Source organism: Lacrimispora sp., assembly GCF_036758025.1.
Taxonomy (GTDB): Bacteria; Bacillota; Clostridia; order Lachnospirales; family Lachnospiraceae; genus Lacrimispora.
On the sequence record NZ_DAIOXM010000032.1, the window covers coordinates 12532 to 32280 of the forward strand.

Annotated in this window: 21 protein-coding genes and 1 tRNA gene; 3 read left to right on the forward strand and 19 right to left on the reverse strand. The window is 41.4% G+C overall.

Annotated elements, in window-relative coordinates; genetic code table 11:
• Window positions 1-596 precede the first annotated feature (596 nt).
• The 16 genes from V7M78_RS19785 to V7M78_RS19860 form a co-directional block, all read right to left on the reverse strand.
• A complete protein-coding gene (locus V7M78_RS19785) occupies window positions 597-923 on the reverse strand; it encodes a hypothetical protein (RefSeq protein ID WP_333652256.1) in 327 nt (108 codons plus the stop codon).
• 477 nt (window positions 924-1400) lie between these two features.
• Complete coding sequence (locus V7M78_RS19790) at window positions 1401-2306, reverse strand: metallophosphoesterase (RefSeq protein ID WP_333652258.1); 906 nt, start codon at window positions 2304-2306, stop codon at window positions 1401-1403.
• 253 nt (window positions 2307-2559) lie between these two features.
• Window positions 2560-2994: a hypothetical protein gene (locus tag V7M78_RS19795; RefSeq protein ID WP_333652260.1), complete on the reverse strand. Its 435-nt coding sequence runs from the start codon at window positions 2992-2994 to the stop codon at window positions 2560-2562.
• A 152-nt stretch (window positions 2995-3146) separates the two neighbouring features.
• The gene (locus V7M78_RS19800; RefSeq protein ID WP_333652262.1) at window positions 3147-3854 is read right to left on the reverse strand and encodes an ABC transporter ATP-binding protein; all 708 of its coding nucleotides are present in this window, start codon (window positions 3852-3854) and stop codon (window positions 3147-3149) included.
• A gap of 24 nt (window positions 3855-3878) precedes the next feature.
• The gene (locus V7M78_RS19805) at window positions 3879-4601 is read right to left on the reverse strand and encodes an ABC transporter ATP-binding protein (RefSeq protein WP_333652264.1); all 723 of its coding nucleotides are present in this window, start codon (window positions 4599-4601) and stop codon (window positions 3879-3881) included.
• Window positions 4601-5599: a branched-chain amino acid ABC transporter permease gene (locus V7M78_RS19810; RefSeq protein ID WP_333652266.1), complete on the reverse strand. Its 999-nt coding sequence runs from the start codon at window positions 5597-5599 to the stop codon at window positions 4601-4603. The genes V7M78_RS19805 and V7M78_RS19810 overlap by 1 nt, the downstream gene beginning before the upstream one ends.
• Window positions 5600-5618: 19 nt before the next feature.
• The gene (locus V7M78_RS19815) at window positions 5619-6470 is read right to left on the reverse strand and encodes a branched-chain amino acid ABC transporter permease (RefSeq protein ID WP_333652268.1); all 852 of its coding nucleotides are present in this window, start codon (window positions 6468-6470) and stop codon (window positions 5619-5621) included.
• A 15-nt stretch (window positions 6471-6485) separates the two neighbouring features.
• Window positions 6486-7820 (reverse strand): ABC transporter substrate-binding protein, encoded by a 1335-nt coding sequence (locus V7M78_RS19820; RefSeq protein WP_333652271.1) that lies wholly within the window; start codon window positions 7818-7820, stop codon window positions 6486-6488.
• A 79-nt stretch (window positions 7821-7899) separates the two neighbouring features.
• Window positions 7900-8658 (reverse strand): DeoR/GlpR family DNA-binding transcription regulator, encoded by a 759-nt coding sequence (locus V7M78_RS19825; protein ID WP_333652274.1) that lies wholly within the window; start codon window positions 8656-8658, stop codon window positions 7900-7902.
• Between the two features lie 139 nt (window positions 8659-8797).
• A complete protein-coding gene (ydjG, locus tag V7M78_RS19830; protein WP_333652277.1) occupies window positions 8798-9790 on the reverse strand; it encodes an NADH-dependent methylglyoxal reductase in 993 nt (330 codons plus the stop codon).
• Between the two features lie 40 nt (window positions 9791-9830).
• Complete coding sequence (locus tag V7M78_RS19835; protein ID WP_333652280.1) at window positions 9831-10799, reverse strand: carbohydrate kinase family protein; 969 nt, start codon at window positions 10797-10799, stop codon at window positions 9831-9833.
• Window positions 10792-11631, reverse strand: coding sequence for a class II fructose-bisphosphate aldolase (locus V7M78_RS19840; protein WP_333652282.1), 840 nt, complete (start codon window positions 11629-11631; stop codon window positions 10792-10794). The genes V7M78_RS19835 and V7M78_RS19840 overlap by 8 nt, the downstream gene beginning before the upstream one ends.
• A 29-nt stretch (window positions 11632-11660) precedes the next feature.
• Window positions 11661-12716 (reverse strand): NAD(P)-dependent alcohol dehydrogenase, encoded by a 1056-nt coding sequence (locus V7M78_RS19845; RefSeq protein ID WP_333652285.1) that lies wholly within the window; start codon window positions 12714-12716, stop codon window positions 11661-11663.
• Window positions 12717-12790: 74 nt separating this feature from the next.
• The gene (locus V7M78_RS19850; RefSeq protein WP_333652287.1) at window positions 12791-14164 is read right to left on the reverse strand and encodes an MFS transporter; all 1374 of its coding nucleotides are present in this window, start codon (window positions 14162-14164) and stop codon (window positions 12791-12793) included.
• Window positions 14165-14209: 45 nt separating this feature from the next.
• Entirely contained in the window at window positions 14210-14914 is a 705-nt protein-coding gene (locus V7M78_RS19855) for a ribulose phosphate epimerase (RefSeq protein ID WP_333652289.1), read from the reverse strand.
• Window positions 14915-14917: 3 nt separating this feature from the next.
• Window positions 14918-15994: a zinc-binding dehydrogenase gene (locus V7M78_RS19860; protein ID WP_333652292.1), complete on the reverse strand. Its 1077-nt coding sequence runs from the start codon at window positions 15992-15994 to the stop codon at window positions 14918-14920.
• Between the two features lie 416 nt (window positions 15995-16410).
• On the opposite strand from V7M78_RS19860, the gene V7M78_RS19865 reads away from it, so the two are divergent.
• The 3 genes from V7M78_RS19865 (at window position 16411) to V7M78_RS19875 (ending at window position 17413) form a co-directional block, all read left to right on the forward strand.
• Window positions 16411-16483 (forward strand) — tRNA-Val (locus tag V7M78_RS19865).
• Window positions 16484-16759: 276 nt separating this feature from the next.
• On the forward strand, window positions 16760-16966 hold the full coding sequence (locus V7M78_RS19870; RefSeq protein ID WP_333652295.1) for a DUF6774 domain-containing protein: 207 nt from the start codon (window positions 16760-16762) through the stop codon (window positions 16964-16966).
• 300 nt (window positions 16967-17266) lie between these two features.
• Window positions 17267-17413: a hypothetical protein gene (locus tag V7M78_RS19875; protein WP_333652297.1), complete on the forward strand. Its 147-nt coding sequence runs from the start codon at window positions 17267-17269 to the stop codon at window positions 17411-17413.
• 61 nt (window positions 17414-17474) lie between these two features.
• Here the strand turns inward: V7M78_RS19875 and V7M78_RS19880 are convergent, their stop codons facing one another.
• From V7M78_RS19880 to V7M78_RS19890, 3 genes are all read right to left on the reverse strand, one after another.
• Window positions 17475-17753, reverse strand: coding sequence for a hypothetical protein (locus V7M78_RS19880; protein ID WP_333652299.1), 279 nt, complete (start codon window positions 17751-17753; stop codon window positions 17475-17477).
• Window positions 17754-17852: 99 nt separating this feature from the next.
• On the reverse strand, window positions 17853-18737 hold the full coding sequence (locus tag V7M78_RS19885; protein ID WP_333652301.1) for an ROK family protein: 885 nt from the start codon (window positions 18735-18737) through the stop codon (window positions 17853-17855).
• A 17-nt stretch (window positions 18738-18754) separates the two neighbouring features.
• Complete coding sequence (locus tag V7M78_RS19890) at window positions 18755-19687, reverse strand: type I phosphomannose isomerase catalytic subunit (protein ID WP_333652304.1); 933 nt, start codon at window positions 19685-19687, stop codon at window positions 18755-18757.
• Window positions 19688-19749 lie beyond the last annotated feature (62 nt).

Consider the following 19749-nt stretch of genomic DNA (forward strand, 5'->3'; position numbering starts at 1 on the left):
CCCTTTTTTAATTTCAAGATTACATCGTCATTTGAAGATACTTGAAGGCAACTCTTATTCTGAAGGCAACTCTTATTCGTGTGCAAAATAGAAAGATTTTTGACCTTTTTGGTTGTTTCACTTTCCCTGAATAGGTTGAAGATATATTTTAGTGTTGTAACTGTTGTTGTATGTCCCAGCCTAATGCTAACTCTGCCTTTTCGAGCCGATGTATAAAAACCATTTTCTCTGCTCTACTCCCATCCTCTTTTACAAATATATATTCAGAAAACATTTTACTATCTTTTTTAATCTTCTTGAATATGTCAATTATTTCATTACTTAAAATCAGTTCTCTGTAGCCAGCCTCTGAGTCAGATTTTACATACTCAACCACTTCGCCAGAACTATCTTCTTTTTCTCCCTTCTTCCTTGAAATATCTCGTTCAAATAGTTTTGCATAAAAGACTGTTTAATACGTAACAAAAAAGCAACCACCATTTAAGATAGTTGCTTCTGAAAAAATAACTTCAATATTCTCTACTCTGTATACAGGTTAGACATGTATATTGTGACTTCTGCTAAACAGATCTAGTAGTACGTCTATGAGCGTCAACCTATTCCATCTGGTTCCAGTACTTTCTTAGAAAACCAAATGTAATAATGGGATTTAATAAACCGGTAAGTGAAATTATTATATTAATATCATGTATTGTCACATTTAGAACCATTATAATTATTGTACAAATTACAATGGCATAATACGCAATCTTTCTTTTCTTAATTAGCAAGAGTATATAAGCTGCACAGATAGCAACTCCTATTACTGCCAAATCATAAAATCCTATTGCAAAATTGACAATAAGAGTAAAAGCGCTAAAAACGATACAAAGGATACTCCAGATTTTAATACCACTACCTAATTCTAAACTTTCTTCATTCATTTTATTACCCCCATATTTCTTTTTTTAATACTATATATTTATTATCGACCTTACTGATAAATTCTTAAGGTTTTAAATAATAAAAAGAAGTCTAATATTCAACACCGTTTCTGAATTGATGATGATCAATAATAAATCTCTTGTGATCTTATAATATATCTTAATAATTATCCAAACAAATCAGCATTCTATTTACCACATTAAAAATCTATCCATCACTCAGATTTAATTCCCTATAATCAGTTTCAGCATCAGACTTCACATAGTCAACTAATGGTCCAGAACTTTTCGACACTCTTGAAAAAGTCTGTCGTGCGTTTGAATACACCCCCAATGACATCATCCTATCTGATGATCCTACGGTTAGTCGTTTAATCATCTATATTGACAAAATACAACGTGACGAACATATGGTAAAGAAAAAGACGATAGTAAATAACCTATCATCTTTATATTAATTGCTCTGGTATCCGATATTTACTTTTTACAAGATCTATCATACTTTTCAATTGGTTCTGGCCCCCTGGTCACAGTACGAAGGATCTGGAGTCCTCCATTTTCATCGGCGGCCACTCTCCAGTCAACCATTAAAATTTCACCATTTATTATCTCAATTCCTGATACCCCTCGTGTTCGAATACAACACCCTGTATTAAAATATGGAAGTTCGTTTGCTTTTGGAAATTTGGGTCTGTGAGTATGCCCGCAAATCATCATAGTCTTTTTCTTTTTTAACCATTCACTATATATCCGTTCTATTTTATGCCTTTTATATAAATTACGGGCAGGACTTGTGGGATTATCAAAACCCACAAGATGAAGATATCTCCATAAGTAGCGAAGCAGCGCCATGGACAGGAACCATAGCTGATCATTCATAATATCTCCCTGATGTCCATGAAGAACAAATATCTTCTGTCCGCTGTTTTTATAATGAAGGACCAAAGCCTCCTTTGGTTCTAATCCTTTGAACAAATCTACAGTTTTTTGATTGTATTCATCGTAATATTGATAATAATTGGCTTTAACAAAATGTTTTGACCGCAGATAAATGTTATGATTCCCATATAGCATAATAAACCTTCCGGAATCATAAAACTTTTTCATTACAGTAAATACATCGGTGTGCGCAAGACGAATAACACTGAAATTCTTATATTCCCATAGTTCATCGCCATCGCCTACCTCAACATAGACATAACCTTCTTTATTATAATAATTCAGAGCATGCAGAAATACGGACTGGTTTCTGATAAACATATCAGATACACTATCATCTCCTCTGTGGCAATCACTGAAAAATATAAATTTAGAATTTTCATCAATTGATATGTTTGCAGCATTTTTAAATGCCCTAGTCAATCTTTTATTTACTCTCATCATTGCTCCAAATACACTTTTTATATAGTATTTAACTTATTCTCAAATTTATACCATATATAAACGTTTACTATCATTAATGATTATTCAGCAAGCTGAAGGCTATTGGGCCGTCTCTCATATAAAACAGTTCTTCAACCATTCAGGAAAATAATCGCACCGCTTAATCACACCATCTTCCTTCAACTTATCTTATTTTCATGCACAATATGTAATTAAACATGCATCTCTGGATGATACACGTTTAAATTCTTACTCATAAAAATTGACACATGTTCTCAACCAGCTTTTTCTCAAATCCAATAAGCTGCTTTGTAATATCTTTAGATTTTTCGTCGGCCGCTTTATACTGGTTTAAATATTTGTTAAGCGATTTTATACCCATATTACAACCATCCGTCATCAAATCAGCAATGGTTTGATCTGAGTCATTCATAACTAACTTAACATTTGTTTTTATCCACGCCATGCTTTTAGCCATTGGGTTGGGTGCCTTCCCATCGTCGTGAAATTCATTTAAAAGGGAATGAATTTCCTCATCTAATTCTTCATGGTTATTTTTGCAATCAATCAGATACGTTTTTAAATTGTTATCAGAAACATATTCCAACACCTCATCAATGGATTTAATCCCCATTTTTATCCCTGCGTCGCACTCACGTAATAGCTTTACAGTATCTGTCTCTATCATAATATCAACCAGCTCCTTACTTTATAGTATAAAATAAGTATATCTATTTTTGTCCCTTATATCCGAATATAACTTTAGATATTGCGGATATTCCATTAAACAAGCCGTTCCCGCCCCACATTACATAAGTGTCAGACAGAAACGGCATCTTTTTAATTAATTCCCAAATAAATTTCCTTCACCTTTTCATTATGGAGCAGTTCCATTCCAGTTCCCTCCAGCACATTTTCACCGTGGTTAATGAGATATGCATAATCCGAAAACTGCAGGGTATCTGTAGCATTTTGCTCTACAATAATAATGGTGAGTCCCATTTGATTAATCTTCTTTATAAATTCAAACATCTCTCCCACCAGCTTAGGAGCAAGGCCCAGCGAGGGTTCGTCTAAAATCAGCAGCTTAGGCTGGCTCATCAGCCCTCTGGCGATGGCTACCATCTGCTGTTCTCCTCCTGACAAAGTTTCTGCAAGCTGATGTTCTCGTTCTTTTACTCTGGGAAAAATCTCATAGATTTCTTCCAGCCGTGTCTGAATCTTTTTCTTGTCTTTGATACGGTAGGCGCCCATACGCAGATTATCTGCCACAGACATCTTGCCGAATAAAAGTCTGCCTTCCGGTACCATGGCAATCCCCAGTTCCACCATCTTGTGGGCAGGAACATTCAAAATAGATTTCCCCTGATACAAGATCTCTCCGGAGGAAGGTTTCAATTTTCCCACAACACTGCGTAAAGCCGTTGTTTTTCCTGCTCCGTTTGAGCCTAATAAGGCGACAATCTTCCCTTCTTCTACTTGAAAAGACAAGTTGCTGATAATGGGAGTTCCATCATATCCTGCGCACAGATTCTTCACTGATAGCATACGTTTGCCTCCTTTGCAAATAGTTTAAATGGTTTTTCCGCCCAAATAGGCACGTATCACTTCCGGATTTCCAGTTACTTCTTCCGGTGTTCCTTCTGCCAGCAATTTACCTGAGGTCAGAACTATCACCCGGTCTGAAACACTCATAACCACTTCCATGACATGCTCAATCATTAAAATAGAAATTCCTGAAGTCCGAATCCGCCGAATCAGGTTGATGGCTTCTTTCCGCTCCACGCCGCTTAAGCCGGCCATGGTTTCATCCAATAACAAAAGGGTGGGCTGAGTGGCCAGTGCCCTTGCAATCTCCAGTCTTTTTTTCTGCATGACATTTAAGTCGCCCGCATTCATATAAATAAAGGCAGCCAGTCCGCACATGGCGATCACTTTTTCCGTGTGGGTTTTGGCTTCTTCCACCGTTTTGAACCTGTTAAGAGAGGCCACCAGTACATTGTCCAAAACCGTCATATCATTTAAGGACTGAGGAATCTGAAAGGTTCTTCCCACTCCCAATTTGCATATTTTATAGGACTTTTTCTTTGTAATATCAGTGCCGTTAAAAATAATATTTCCTGAGGTTAAGGAGTGGGCTCCGCTGATGGAATTAAATAAAGTAGTCTTTCCAGCCCCATTGGGACCTACCACACCAACAATTTCTCCCTTTTGTACAGAGAAACTTACATCTTCATTGGCAACCAGACCGCCAAATTTCTTTGTGGCTTTTTTTATTTCCAATATGGTTTTCATTATATTTTCCCCTCCATTTCCAGAGGTGTCAAAACTTTTGGCTTTTTGCGTTTAAACAGGGAAACCAACCCGTTTGGTAAAAATATAACGATCAAAATAACTAAAGTACCGTACAAGAACAGGTCAAATCCTCTGATGGAAGAAAAGGCTGCCCTGGTATATTCTGAAATCACAGTCAGCACAATGGCTCCTATCATAGGCCCGATCACCGTTCCGATGCCGCCCATAACAGCAACCAGACAGATCATGAGAGATACATTCAAAGGCATCACCACCAGAGGATCAATATATTGCAGATAGTTGGCATACAGGCTGCCCGCCAGGCTCACGACTCCTGCACTGAGCACAAATGCCAGCATTTTATAGCGGGAGGTGTTGATTCCCACACTTTGAGCAGACTCTTCATTTGCTTTGATGGCTCTTAAATAATAACCGAATTTGGACTTATCCAATACTTTTGTAAGCATCAAAATGATAGCTACAAAGATTAAATATATGTAGTAATAGGGATATTTTGAGGTAAACTGCATGGTGTACCAGGCAGGTTTTGTTTTTTCCAGGAAGTCAACGCCTGTAGCGCCTCCTACAGCACTCCAGTTCAAAAATATAATACGTCCGCTTTCTCCGATTGCCATGGTAGCCACCGCAAAGTAATGTCCCTTTAACCGGAGCAGGGATGCTCCCAGAATAAATGCCAGACCTACGGAAATTGCAACTCCAATCCACATGGTAACCCAGGGAGTTGCACCAAAAGATTTCATTCCAATGGCACAGGAGTATGCTCCGATTCCATAAAACAGGGCATGTCCATTGGAAACCTGTCCTGCATATCCGCCGATAAAATTCCAGCCCATTCCCAAAATGGCCCAGATACAAATCAGGATCATAACATGAACTGCAAAAGGTGTCTTTATAAAGAGCGGGAGCAGGGCGGCTGCCAATAAGCCGATTAAAAATCTTATCATAAACTGACTATTTGAATGTATAAAATTCTTCATTTTTCCTCCTTCTCCTTTGCTATTTACCAAACAATCCTTTCGGTCTGAAAGAAACTACCAGCATGAATAAAATACAGACTGCCACATATTTAAAAGCTGTGTTGAAATAAACTCCTGCAAACACATCCACAAGTCCCATGAGGATTCCGCCTACGTAAGCCCCAAAAATACTGCCAAATCCCCCAAGGGCAACCGCAATTAATCCAAACAGCAGGAAAGAAGAACCGGAAGTAGGGGTAATGTAATAATAATAGGAAAGAACGCATCCGGCTACACCTGCAATGGCACTTGCAATTCCAAAGGCCAATGTATAGGAAAATTCGATATTGATTCCCACCAGTTCTGCGGCATTTTTATCCATGGAAGTAGCACGGATTCCTTTTCCCGTTTTCGTCCAGTTCATAAAAAAGAAAAGCAGCAGGGTAACAGTCACAGAAACAATCAGGGGAACCAGCTTTTCCTTGCTGATTACTAAAAATCCAAAATCAATGGTTCCTGTAAACAGAACTTTTGGAATGGTTCGAAATTCACTGGTAGCCAGCATAAGCATACCGTTTACCAGCACCATACTTAAGGCAAAGGTAACGAGACGCTGGGACAGAACAGGTCCCTTTAATGCCCTTTGTATCAAACTCTTGTAAATGAGCACTCCAACAATAAACATGGCAATGGCTGCAAGGGGAATGGAAAAAATAGGATCCAGACCAAACTTTTGATTTAAAAAGAAGGTAATATACATACCTATCATCAAAAATTCCCCCTGGGAAAAGCTAAGTACATTCATGACACCCCAGATCAGCGCAATCCCCATTGCGATCAGCGCCAGTATAGAACCAATGACCAACCCCTCAAAAATACATTGAATTACCATAATACCTTTTCCTCCTTATCTTTCATCCCATGGCGGCAACGGATACAATCCCTCATAAGCCCTGGCTTCACTAGGATAAACGGTCTGGTACTTCCCGTCCTTAATCTGGCAGATCAAAGAAGTGGATGCCATGTTCTGCCCAGCCTCATTAAATTCAAAACCCGTTCCCGCAATAAACAGCTTATCCATAGGATAATCCAGATTGTACATAGCCTCTTTAATGGCATCTGCTTCTGTAGAGCCTGCCTGATTGATGGCTAGACACAGGATATAAAGGTCAGTTCCGCATTTTAACACATCCGGAATTAAATCCACTCCATTGGAATACTCTTCCCGATACAGATCACCGATCTGCCCCACCAACGGAATCTGTAAATCCAAAGCCCATGCACTGGTGGAACATAATCCTTCTGCATCTTCCCCCAAGGCAGTAAAAAGTTCACTCTGCATGAAACCTCCCCGCTGTCCCATGATCATCTTCGGCATATAATTAAGCTGTTTGAAAGTTTTTATATATAAAATAACATCCGAAATATAGGAGGACATCATTACCACATCTGGATTTGATTTCTTTAACTTCAAAGATTCACTGATCAAATTGGTGGCATTGGAACTGTAAGTGATATTTTCCACAATCTCAAACCCATATTTCTCAGCACACTCTTTTTGCACGTTTGCTATGTTTTTTCCAAATTCTGTGTCCTCTGAAACAAAGGCCACGGTCTTGATATTGGCATTCTGTGTTTCATTTAATTCCATCAGGTACTGATAGGTATCCTCCACGTATATGGTATCGTCAGGGAACAGACGGAAAAAATATTCGTATCCTTTTTGTGTCAATGTAGGAGAGGTCCCTTCTGAAATCAAAGGAACACCATATTTTTCTGTGGCCACTGCTGCCGTCTTTGTATTGGCGCTGCTGAACAATCCTACAATTCCCACTGCACCTTCTGATGTAATCAGACGTTCCGCTTCCGACAATGCAGTATCAACTGTTTTCAAATCGCCAAACACCAGCTCCACCTTTTTTCCGCCCAGATTGGGAAGGCCTTCTGACTCAGCCAGCGGTATATCAATATCACTTCTGCTTTCATTGATAATATCCGCAAACATAGTCATAGCCGCCCTTACTTCTGCTCCCGCTTTCGACTGGGCTCCGCTCATAGGAAGTAATACCCCGATTTTTACTGTGTCTTGATTGTTTTTCCCAGGAGCATCTGTTACCTGCCCGCCATTTCCATTTTCCCCTTCCTGCTCCGGTTTTTGATTTCCTGCACATCCGCCGATCAATACCGCCAGAAAGAGAACCACCCCAAAATACTTTAAAAAAGATCCTGACTTTTGCTTCATTTTTGTCACCCCATTATGATATTGAAAAAAGAAAAGAGCTCTTGCAACACCTGTAAGAGCTCTCATCCAGTGACACGAATTAATAAACAAGCTGTATATGGTTTTCCTCACAGAAACGAATCCATTCTTCATCCGGTTTCTGGTCTGTAATCAAATAATCAATCTGGCTCAAATCAAGGAAATGAGTAAAGGCAGTCTTATTCATCTTAAAGTGATCCGCAAATAATGCAACTTCTGATGCCTTCTCTACCATAACCTTCTTAATAATCGCTTCTCCCTCATTGGAATCCGTCACTCCCATCTCCAGGTCAACACCCTTGCAGCTGATCAGAAGAATATCCACGTGGTATTTTCTGATATTATCCATTGCAATCTGTCCTCTCAGGGAAAGTGAATTCTTATTATAGATTCCTCCTGTGGAAATCACGTTGATATTTGAATGGGCCAACCCACGAAAGATCTCTGTGGATGTTGTCAGGACGGTAACGTCACTGCTGTCCGGAAGTAACTTCAAGGCCTCCATAACCGTACTGCTGGCATCAGCAGCAATGGTAAATTTGGTGGCAAGAATATCAGCAAATGCTTTTGCCATCTTCCTTTTCTCCGCAAGATGAATTGCTGCACGCCGATAGAAATGTATCCCTTCCCCCTGAGTCCCATGATTCAAGACTGCTCCTCCAAAGGTTCTTGTAAGAACACCTTCGCTCTCCAGCTTATCCAAATCCCGTCGAATGGTCTCTTCCGTTACTTGAAATTGATTACTTAATTCAGAAACTACAACTTTATTCTCTGCTCTTAATTTTTCTTTTATTGCTATTAATCTATCTTTTGCTGCCATTTACATACTCGCTCCTCATTTTTATTTGTAAACATGCCTCTATAATACCACATAAAAATGTTGTTTTAAATAGTTTTTTCTTTTTTTTCAACATTTTTTACATGTTTCCAATATTCTGAGGAGCTTTTCATCCCGGTTTTTACTTTTCCAGCCCTTCTGCAAGTTCACGCATATACTGTACATCAGCCGGATCCAATTCAATCTCTGCTGATTTTACATTTTCTTCAATCTGTGCTACAGTAGTAGCTCCGCTTAAAAGATTTAAGAAATCTCCCTGTGCGAGAATCCATCCAAGAGCCAGGTTTGCAACAGTACAGTTATACTTTTTACAAAGAGGTTTCCATTGATCCATCATATCCATAGCTTTTTGCATATTCTCCGGCTGGAACCATTTCTTTGGAATCTGAGCACCTACCGGCTTATAATCTCTTGGCATAGTTCCTGATAACAGACCCATTTCCAGTGGTGAATACGCCTGAATGGTAACTCCATTTTCACGGCAGCAGGGAATAATCTCTTTTTCAATGTCCCGGTCCAAAATAGAGTATTTAGCCTGTACAATGTCAAGCTGACCCCATTTTAAGTACTCCTCAATATGATGAATATCTACGTTTGCAGCACCGATTGCCTTGATCTTACCCTGTGCTTTTAACTCATTTAATAAGTCCATAGTCCTTTGGATGGGCACAAAGTACTCGGTTCCTTCGATTGCCTGCCAATGTGTCATATATACATCTACATAATCGGTTCCCAGGCGCTCCAAAGATTCTTGGATTTCTTTTTTCACAGATGCTGTATTTAAGTTTTTGTATAACTGAATCCCATTTACAACATTAAACAGATCGCCCTTCATTTCCTGATCCCAGGTAACTCCGCATTTGGTGATGATGACAACATCCTCACGTTTCATACCTTCCAACGCTTTTCCAAGGATTTTTTCACTGTTGCCAAAATTATACCCCGGTGCGGTGTCAATTAAGTTTACACCTGCTTTGGGGGCTTCCCGGATGGTGTTTACCACTTCCTGAAGATCGTGATCCCCGCCCCAGGCAGAGCCGCCGCCGATGGACCATGTGCCCAGGCCGATTCTTGAGATATTGATTCCCGTCTTACCAAGTTTCATTGTTTTCATATTGCCATATTCCTTTCTTAATCCATTCAATTAAAGGAAGTTATTGATAGTCTTCACGGTATTTTGCCAGCATTTCATCTACGATCTTTTTGTCTGTTACGCCGCCGGTTGCACCTACATATTGAACCGAAACTGCCGCTGTACAGTTTGCATAGATTGCGCATTCCCGGATATCTTTACCTTCCAGCAAACCGGTAATGAAACCGGAAGCAAAATTATCGCCGGCTCCGATGGTATCCATTGCCGTCACGCCTTTGCAGGCAGGAACGATCATAGAACCCTCAGAATTTCGGATATAACAACCTCTCCTGCCGATTTTCATAATGACATTTTTTATGCCGTAGGCATACAGCTTGTCGGCAACCTTTGCCTCTTCGTTTTCCCCTGTCAGCGCACTGGCTTCTTCAAAGTTGGGGAAGAAGAAATCCACATAACTTAAGGCCTCTGCAATGTCATCGATCTTCTCATTCAGCCGGGGATTGATCATATCTGCACAGATCATCATGCCTTCCTCTTTTGCCTTTTTGAAAACAGAGACCATTGCCTTATTGTCAAATAAGGGATTGTTGAAAATGCTGGCAAAAGAAAGAATCTTTGCATCCTTTAATGCGGACATATCCAGATCATCATATTTGAATTTCCACAGACTTCCCTGACGGTTCGTTATGAACGTACGCTCTCCGTCTGCAGCCACCAGAGCAACGTTGATAGAAGTATCAAGGCTGGGATCCTGCTTTATGTAAGTGGTATCAATATGATTTCTTTTACAGTGATCAAGAACAAAGGCTCCCGGCACATCAACACCGATACAGCTCATCAATGCAACTTTATGCCCTAATCTGGTGATAATGGTGGACTCGTTTAATGCGTCTCCACCAATGGTCATGGCTATACCGTCTACCGGATAAGATGCAACATCAAAGACGTCTTTGCTGACCGGTCTCAGTGGCAAATCTACGATTGCCGCTCCAATAATGATTACATCTATTTCTTTACTCACTTTATTCATCAGCCCTTCCATCATCTCCGAATAATTTAATCTTACACATGGCACGTTCTTTCACTGCTGCACGTACGGCACGCTCTACAGCCAGAAACGGTTCATCTTTATGCTCATTGATTGCTTCCATAGCAGCCTGGCAAAGCTCTGTATGAATGTTGATCTTGGAAATACCAAGAGAAATCGCTTTCTTAATATCTTCATCACCAATACCGGAAGCTCCGTGAAGTACGATAGGTACATCTACGGTATTTGCCACTTCCTCTAAAATATCAAAGGCAAGTTTTGGCTCAGAAGTATAGACTCCGTGTACATTTCCGATGGCTACTGCCAAAGAATCACAGCCTGTTCTTTCCACAAAATCTCTTGCCTGTTTTGGATCTGTATAATGGTAGTCTGACAGTGCTTCTTCATAAACAGTTTCATTTCCCACATGCCCCAGTTCCGCTTCCACCGGAATGTTGTATGCATGGAAATAATCTACGCATCGCTTGATCTCCGCTATATTTTCTTCATAAGGGAGAGCGGAAGCATCACGCATAACAGAATTCATGCAATGATCTACTGCATTTTGAAGAATTGTCATGTTGCGTCCGTGATCCCAGTGAAGAATAACCGGAACAGTCGCTTTTTTCGCCATGGATTCCATCATGTAGCAGAAATCTTCAAAGGAAGTATTTCCCGTAAATCCTGTACCAAAGGAGATGATGATCGGAGCCCGAAGCTCTTCTGCCGCATCAATAACTCCCATTAACATTTCTGCATTCCATACATTAAAATGAGGAATTGCATAATGTCCGTCTTTTGCTTTCTTTTCCCAATATCTGATATCTGAAATCATAATTTTCTCCTCTTCTTAAAAAACGTTTTTTATTCAGCTACTTTGACAACGCCTTTGACCATATCCGCCTTTTTCACGGGATCAATTGCTTCTGTAAAGGCTTTCTGAACATCTTTATAATCATAAATATCTGTTACCATGTCTTTTACATTGATTTTTCCCGTTGCAACTGCTTCAATTGTCTGGGGGAAATTGTTGCAGTATCTGAATGCAGTCTGAATTGTCACTTCACGGTTAATCTTTAAGAAATCAATTTCTACCGGTTTTGACTGTGTACCAACCATGATGATTTTTCCGCCGCGGGCTACCATTCGTACTGCCTGATTTACGGTAAAGGGAGAACCTGCTGCTTCAAATACCAGTTCCACTCCATGATCGCCGTAAAGTTCCGGTGAACGAAGAACAGCTACCGTATCTTCTTCTTTTCCATTGATGACTCTCTTGGCACCAAATTTTAAAGCAAGGTCCAGACGTTTCTGCATCACATCAACCACAGTAATATCTGTAGCGCCAAGGCTTAAGCAAGCCTGTAATACCATAAGACCGATGGCTCCGGCACCAAGGATTACAATGCTCTTTCCGACTGTTGCTCCGCCCAGCATTGCTGCATGCATACCAACTGCTGCCGGTTCTACCAGTGCACCTTCCATGGTTGTCATTCCTTCCGGAATATGATAAGTCCATTCTTCCGGATGGGTCATGTATTCACACAGGGCACCTTTGTAGTGAGGCTGCGTTGCCAGCATGTCAACGCTGGGGCAGATATTGTAATGACCGCTGCGGCAGTAATCGCTTTTTCCGTCCGGTACACTTGGCTCGATCAGCACTTTATCTCCGGCTTTGAATCTTGTCACCTTAGAACCAACTTTTACTACTTCCCCTGCAACTTCATGTCCCAGTCCGATTTTCTGGTTTGGATCTTTCGGCGGAATAAAGGGGCCAAACTCAAATCCATGAATATCTGAGCCGCACATACCTACATATTCAACCTTCATTAAAATTTCATTGTCCTTTGGTTCCGGAACCGGGCATTCCTGAATTTCAAACTTCTTCGGTGTCACCAATATTGCTTCTGAATTTTTCATTTCAGATCCTCCTTATATTGCAGGGGCTGCTGACGGCTGAATCCTTTCAGCCATCATGCCGGCCCCTATTTTAATTAGTCTACATTACCGATATCTTCTACAGATTCTCCTCTTGTTTCAATACCAAGGAACAAGATTCCTACTGCAATGATAACTGCCACGATGGAGATCAGTACAAACACTCCGCCTGCTCCAAAGCTGCTTGCTGCTACGTATGTTACAAGGAATGGGAAGAATACATTGCTTACACGTCCCATTGCGTTACTGAATCCGGAACCGGAAAGTTTTGCTGATGTGGGCCACATCTCCGGCACATACACTGCTGATGCATAGCATACATACATGTAAATAACCGTATTAAGAAGGAAGGTCCATAAAATCAGCGCGCCCATGGCTGTCTGCTGTCCTGTGATAATTCCCAGGATTGCCATCAGGACAAGAAGTCCTACCCCCATTACCTTACGCGGAATCTTATCCATGATCAGAGAGGCAATAAAGATTCCAAAGGGAGCTCCAAAGAGACCGAACATTGTCATAAACTGTGAATCCTTTGTGCTGTATCCCAAAGAGGAAAGCATGGAAGGCATCCAGTTCATCAAGGTATACTGAATGGTATTCATACCGATCAGTACCAAAGATCCTACGATAGTTCTGCGGAGAAGTTTTCCTTTGAACAGTGCAGAGTAAGGAAGCTGCTTGACTGGCTTTGGCTCTTCTGTTACTTCAGGAAGGGGTTTTCCCATGGATTGTTCGATTTCTTTTTCGATCGCTGTCATGATCTTGTCTGCTTCTTCTAATCTTCCCTGTGATTCCAGCCATCTTGGTGACTCCGGGAACTTTATGTATACCCATATGCTTGCAATAATGGAAAGGGCAGAAGGAATCATGTACTGAATTCTCCAGTTTAATGCATAGCTGGCAACCATAGATCCTACTAAAAGTGCAATACCGTTACAGATCGGATGTGCCCAGTTACCGATAAATGAAGTACGGCTTGACCATGTACCGCGGTTTCTTCCCGGAACATACTCGGTGAATCCTGCAAACAGTACGACTAACAGTGCTCCAAGTCCAAGACCCTGCAGGAATCGGAATATATACAGTACATTTACGTTTGGTGAAGCTGCTCCGCCGATCATGGCGATAATATGAAATACTTCATATAACAAAATAGATTTCTTACGGCCGATCTTATCTCCGATGGGCCCTCCCAGCAATGCGCCGAATAACTGTCCGGCTGTATATGTAATCCCCCACATTGCAAGAAGCTTGGTTCCTTTCTCTAACCAGTGAATCTCATTTAACAGAATATTCTGTACTGCACCGCCGATACCGTTTGACCAGCAGACGAGAAGTGCAAATGCTGTTACCAGCCACATTTTAACATGCCATGATGAATTTGGAAGCCGGTCAAGTCTTGCTCCAATATTTACTGATGATTTATTCATTTTTATCCTCTCAATTCCATAAGTGTTATGTTATTTGATCTAATTTTAAATGTTTCGTGCGGCACCTTTTAATTCGGTTTCAAGGTCTTCTTCCATGATTGCCCAGGCTTTTTCAAAATCCGGGTCTTTATTCCAAAGAGCGGGAGGTCCCATGATCACAATATCTGCCCCTGCCTCATAAAGAGGGCGATACAGGTCTTTGTTCATGGAGCCGTCTGCTTCGATCAGGAAGTTCAATCCTCTCTCTTTTCGAATCTGTGCCAGTTGTCTGATCTTAACATACATCTGGGGATCTACCGGCTGTCCTGCAATGCCTGGATCTACGATCATGATGGTTACCTTGTCCAGTAAAGGAAGGTAGTATTCGATTGTAGAAAGGGGAACGGATGGGCTTAAAGCAACGCCGGCTTGGCAGCCCAAATCTTTGATTTTGTGGATCGTCACAAAGGCATCCCCTTCAATACAATCGGTATGAGGTGTAATATATGCAGCACCAGCTTTGGCAAATGTCTCCAGATATTGCTGAGGATGGGCTACCATAAGGTGGGCATCCATGGGTTTTAAATTTTCCATATGCTTATTTAAATAATCCAGATAATCCGGCCCGATGCCATAGCTTGGCACATATACTCCATCTTTAATATCCATATGCAGATAGTCGGATCTCTCATTGATAATCTTCATCTGCTCTTCTACATGAAACAGGTCGCAGCACCCTACCGACGGTGCGATCATCAATTTTCTTTCCATATCTCAATCCTCAAAATCATAGGTCATGATTACTTTGATCGCAGATTTATCAGCCATAGCCTGGAATCCCTCTTCCCACTCAGAAAGTCCCAGTCTGTGTGTGATCATAGGCTGTACCTTGATGGCTCCGGACTCTAAAAGGCGGATCGCATTTCTCCAGGTAGTGGAATCATAAGCCATATGTCCGATAATGCTCTTATTCCATGAGGTAATATCGTTGATGGAAAATTCCAATGGTTTGAATCCCATACCAATACGAACGATCTCTGCGTTTGGTCTTGTCATTTCAAGAGCCTGCTTTAATGCAATATTAGCACCGGAGCACTCAAGCACCAGTCCAAGATTGTCTCTTCCGCAGATTTCCGTACAGCGGGCAACCACATCTTCTTTTGATCCATTGATACAATGGGTAGCGCCCAGTTCTTTTGCAACACCAAAACGTACCTTTGTGTCTTCTTCCAGACCTACCATAACAATGTTAACAGCTCCCATGATCCGGGCAATCTGTACTGCAAACAATCCGATGGGGCCTGTACCAAATACTACAACGTCCTGTCCTGGAAGAAAATGTGTCTGCTGAGCCATTGCGTTATAGGAGTTACAGATTGGATCAAGAACTGCTGCTTCTTCATATTTTATGCCTTCCGGGATTTCCCAGATTGCATGTCTGTGGATTCTCAGAATTTCGCCTGGAATGACACAATATTTTGTAAATCCGCCGCCCCACCGGTTATTGTCTAATCCAAGATTTACTTTTGACTCACAGCAAAGGAAATCACCTGATTCACAGGCCGGGCAGACTCCGCATACATGACCTGTATTATCAGACACAACCCTCTGTCCAACCTTCCAGTCTTTTACCTTTGAGCCAACTTTCACAATGTCTCCGGCAAATTCATGTCCGCGGATTGAGTTAAATTCATCTGAGCCATTCTCCACTTGAAAGTGTTTCATGTCTGCTCCGCAGATTGCTGCAGCTTTAATCTCAACAATCAGATCTTCTTCTCCGCATTCCGGTTCCGGAACATCAATCAGTCTGTAGCCACCAAATTCTTTTCCATACCTTGCTAATGCTTTCATTGCTTTTCCTCCATTTCTTCCACTACGTTACATTTCTTTGTATTGTTTCGGCCGAAAAACATCTGGTTCTCACTTTCCTTTCAGAACCATTTGTTTATACCTACATACTAATCAAATTATCATCATTAGTCAATTCTATTTTTTGTTTTCAAAGATTTTCATTACTATTTCACAAGTTTAAATTCTGTTTTAAAGGTTTTTATCTTTGGTTTTTGTTTATTTTTTCATAAAAAAGTTATTGACAAAGATTTATTTCTTTATTTCAAAGATTTTATTATGTGTTTCCATCATATTTTGAACTGGCATATAATCTGTTTTATTTTTTGGCAGATTTCCATCACAAGCCAAGAAATAATTATATCCGAAAACAAAAATCCCCTTGCCTTTTTTTCCATTTTCAGGTACAATTCCTTTATGGAGACATAGCTCAGCTGGGAGAGCATTTGCTTGACGTGTAAAGGGTCGCAGGTTCGAGCCCTGTTGTCTCCACGAACAGAAAAAGGCACCGGAATTTCCGGTGTCTTTTCTATTTCTCTCCCCTTTTTACAAAATGTTTATAATTTCTACAACTTTTCTACACACGCCCTTAGTATATTAATAAGTGTTATAGGTAATATCCTTTTAACTAAACTTTTTCATACTCCAGCCGGCAGGGTTCCCCCATTCTGCCGGCGCCCTCCTTTTCACAAGTCCTTAAAAATCTCCTCATTTCCCCCTCTCTCCGGCATAAAATCACAGCCATACCATATACTTATCATGGGTGATATGATGAATGATTGCTGTGATATATTATTTATTGCTACAGCGGCCTGCCAGATTGCAAGCTGCCTTAATGACGATGAATTGGGCCTGCTGGCGGCAGACATGGTTTTATTAAGCGATGCCTTGGGTGCCATTGCGGTTCGGCGCAGCCTAAAGGACGAGGATTCAGACAAATGTGACACACCGCCTGCTTGTTCACACTTATTTTAATATTACATATACTACTATTACAGAACAGATCATAAAAGCAGCTTCATAAAGGGCAGGCAGCGCATAGCCGCCGCTTTGCTTTATTGCCAATGATAAACAACTCATTCTGCGCTGCCGTTTTCGTCCGTCCGCTTTCATGAAAACTTCTGTAAACTGCCTGATCACAAGTATAATACCTCAAAAGGGCGGAAACCATATCCTTCTGGTTTCCGCCCTAAAAAAATATTATTTACATAAAAAACAAAATTTGCACGCATAAACAGCCTTAAGACTGCACACCATAATTTTGAGGTGATGACCATGTCCTATATAGCTCCTGCAGTCCAGGCTAAATTTGAAACACTTTCCATTGACTTAAAAAATGAGATCCTGGAAAAGAACGTTCAGATTAATACCATTTACGACTTAATCAATGTACTGGAGGAAATCGTAAACAAGGGAAATTAATCTCCTCTGACACAAAAACAGCCATAAGCAAATATTGCTTTATGGCTGTTTTTTATGGTTCTTATCTCCTGCAGTTAGAAATGGTTCTGCACTGGAATCCGTTGTTTGTGAAAGCCCCCTTAAGATTAGAACAATTGCTGTTCTTGTTCTGGGATGCAGCCCCCTGCGTACACCCAAGACGATTTAAAATATCATTTATATTTCCGGATTGTCCGCAGAAGCTGGATGAAAAGCAATTGCTTACATTTACCGGGCAGGTTGCTGCCTGAGCGGTCATGGGAACACCGGATGCGATTACTGCGGTTGCTGCTGCTAATACAAATACTGGTAACTTCTTCATGGTAATATCCTCCTGTATTGTTACATAATTATTACGTTTCTGTTACAAAACATATCATAACATACAGGAAATGGAATTTCATTAGGAGAAAAATGGAAACTATCCTTTGTTTTCCAGTTGGTATTCATCCACAGCAAGCTTTAAGGCTCCCATAATCCCCTGGTTGTCATTTAAGCTGGGAAGAACGATATAATTTTCTATGTCTTCCAGCTCTTTTGTCTGCAAATATCCGTTAAGCTGACGCTTTACTTCTTCCCGCACCATAGGCATCATATGCTCCTGATGCATCACACCTCCGCCCAGTACAATGCGCTGAGGAGAAAGGGTCACAATATAATCTGCCAAAGCCTGTCCGATATAATATGCTTCCAGCTCCCAGACTTCCTTTTTATCAGCCAGCTCCACGCCTTTTTTACCCCAGCGGGCTTCTATGGCAGGACCTGAAGCAAGTCCTTCCAGACAGGTCTTATGGTAAGGGCAGCGGCCCTCGTAGGAATCCAAAGGATGCTTTGCCAGAAGCAGATGTCCGCCCTCCGGATGGAGCATGCCGTGAAGCAGTTTTCCGTTTGTGATGATTCCCGCTCCCACGCCGGTTCCAATGGTAATATACATGCTGTTTTCAAGGCCCTTTGTAATGCCCCAGGTGGCTTCTCCCAACGCTGACCCATTTACATCTGTATCAAAGCCTACGGGAATATTAAGGGCCTCCCGGAATGCCCCTACAATGTTATAATTGGCCCAGATAAGCTTAGGCGTGGTGGTAATATAGCCGTATGTATCAGAATTCCTGTTTAAGTCAATGGGACCGAAACAGCCTATTCCAAGGGCCTCGATCTTCTTGTCCGCAAAATATTCAATCAGCTTTGGAACGGTGATTTCCGGTGTTTCCGTCGGTATGGAAGTGCGCTCGAAAATCTCACCTTTTTCATTTCCTATGGCGCAAACCATTTTTGTACCGCCTGCTTCTAATGCTCCAAGTCTCATATCCTTCTCCTCCTGCCTCATTCCGGATTGGAACAGATGATCGTCATCGTCCCTTCAAATCTGCACTCCCCGCTGTCTGCCGGTATAATAAAATGCTGTCCTGCTTTTAACGGAATGCCGTTTACCAAACCGCTTCCGCTTATAACGCTTACGTTGGTAAAATATTTTTGAAATTTCTTCGCAAATAAGCCCTCTATCTCATATTTATCCACCGAATAAAACTGACAGGTTACCAGATGAGTGCGGACCGCTCCCTCCTCCTCTGTCCTCTCCGGTGTGGTTTTATCCTCTTCAAAAGGAGCTTTTATGACTGCAATGCTCTGCTCTGTATGAAGCTGTCTGGGTTTTCCATCTGACAGGCGGTCATAATCATAAAGACGATAGGTGATATCGCTGCTCTGCTGAGTTTCTAAAATAAGGGTACCGCCCTTAATTGCATGGACGCATCCGGGCTCAATCTGGAAAAAGTCTCCCTTTTTAATAGACTGGGTGCGGACAAATTCCTTCCACCGCCCATCTCTTACCATGGCTTCCATTTCTTCCCGGTCCTTTGCATGGTGTCCGATCACGATTTCCGCAGCCGGAGCGCAGTCTAAAATGTACCAGCACTCTGTTTTTCCAAAGGAACCGTTTTCATGGAGACCGGCATAGGCATCGTCGGGATGAACCTGAATGCTTAAATCCTCTTTTGCGTCAATAATTTTTACCAGAAGAGGAAACTTATCTCCCGGATAACCGCCAAACAGGGATTTATTTTCCTTCCACAGGCTGCTGAGGGAGCGTCCGTCATACGGGCCTCCTGCAACCCGGCATTCTCCGTTTTCATGGGCGCTGATGGCCCAGCATTCTCCGGTAGTGTCACTTGGTATGTCATATCCAAATGCCTCCTTCAGCCTGGTGCCTCCCCAAATGGCTTCTTTAAAAACCGGCTCCAAAAACAAAAGTTCCATCCGATTTCCTCCTTTTTGCCCATGGTTTTGGGCATAATGGCATTTATGCTTGTTTCCTATAT

What these genes read in the sequence shown, in the direction of transcription:
- V7M78_RS19785 (WP_333652256.1), bottom strand. Translation starts at nt 923, where the DNA reads ATGAATGAAGAAAGTTTAGAATTAGGTAGTGGTATTAAAATCTGGAGT.
- V7M78_RS19790 (WP_333652258.1), bottom strand. Translation starts at nt 2,306, where the DNA reads ATGATGAGAGTAAATAAAAGATTGACTAGGGCATTTAAAAATGCTGCA.
- V7M78_RS19795 (WP_333652260.1), bottom strand. Translation starts at nt 2,994, where the DNA reads ATGATAGAGACAGATACTGTAAAGCTATTACGTGAGTGCGACGCAGGG.
- V7M78_RS19800 (WP_333652262.1), bottom strand. Translation starts at nt 3,854, where the DNA reads ATGCTATCAGTGAAGAATCTGTGCGCAGGATATGATGGAACTCCCATT.
- V7M78_RS19805 (WP_333652264.1), bottom strand. Translation starts at nt 4,601, where the DNA reads ATGAAAACCATATTGGAAATAAAAAAAGCCACAAAGAAATTTGGCGGT.
- V7M78_RS19810 (WP_333652266.1), bottom strand. Translation starts at nt 5,599, where the DNA reads ATGAAGAATTTTATACATTCAAATAGTCAGTTTATGATAAGATTTTTA.
- V7M78_RS19815 (WP_333652268.1), bottom strand. Translation starts at nt 6,470, where the DNA reads ATGGTAATTCAATGTATTTTTGAGGGGTTGGTCATTGGTTCTATACTG.
- V7M78_RS19820 (WP_333652271.1), bottom strand. Translation starts at nt 7,820, where the DNA reads ATGAAGCAAAAGTCAGGATCTTTTTTAAAGTATTTTGGGGTGGTTCTC.
- V7M78_RS19825 (WP_333652274.1), bottom strand. Translation starts at nt 8,658, where the DNA reads ATGGCAGCAAAAGATAGATTAATAGCAATAAAAGAAAAATTAAGAGCA.
- ydjG (WP_333652277.1), bottom strand. Translation starts at nt 9,790, where the DNA reads ATGAAAACAATGAAACTTGGTAAGACGGGAATCAATATCTCAAGAATC.
- V7M78_RS19835 (WP_333652280.1), bottom strand. Translation starts at nt 10,799, where the DNA reads ATGAATAAAGTGAGTAAAGAAATAGATGTAATCATTATTGGAGCGGCA.
- V7M78_RS19840 (WP_333652282.1), bottom strand. Translation starts at nt 11,631, where the DNA reads ATGATTTCAGATATCAGATATTGGGAAAAGAAAGCAAAAGACGGACAT.
- V7M78_RS19845 (WP_333652285.1), bottom strand. Translation starts at nt 12,716, where the DNA reads ATGAAAAATTCAGAAGCAATATTGGTGACACCGAAGAAGTTTGAAATT.
- V7M78_RS19850 (WP_333652287.1), bottom strand. Translation starts at nt 14,164, where the DNA reads ATGAATAAATCATCAGTAAATATTGGAGCAAGACTTGACCGGCTTCCA.
- V7M78_RS19855 (WP_333652289.1), bottom strand. Translation starts at nt 14,914, where the DNA reads ATGGAAAGAAAATTGATGATCGCACCGTCGGTAGGGTGCTGCGACCTG.
- V7M78_RS19860 (WP_333652292.1), bottom strand. Translation starts at nt 15,994, where the DNA reads ATGAAAGCATTAGCAAGGTATGGAAAAGAATTTGGTGGCTACAGACTG.
- V7M78_RS19870 (WP_333652295.1), top strand. Translation starts at nt 16,760, where the DNA reads ATGATGAATGATTGCTGTGATATATTATTTATTGCTACAGCGGCCTGC.
- V7M78_RS19875 (WP_333652297.1), top strand. Translation starts at nt 17,267, where the DNA reads ATGTCCTATATAGCTCCTGCAGTCCAGGCTAAATTTGAAACACTTTCC.
- V7M78_RS19880 (WP_333652299.1), bottom strand. Translation starts at nt 17,753, where the DNA reads ATGAAGAAGTTACCAGTATTTGTATTAGCAGCAGCAACCGCAGTAATC.
- V7M78_RS19885 (WP_333652301.1), bottom strand. Translation starts at nt 18,737, where the DNA reads ATGAGACTTGGAGCATTAGAAGCAGGCGGTACAAAAATGGTTTGCGCC.
- V7M78_RS19890 (WP_333652304.1), bottom strand. Translation starts at nt 19,687, where the DNA reads ATGGAACTTTTGTTTTTGGAGCCGGTTTTTAAAGAAGCCATTTGGGGA.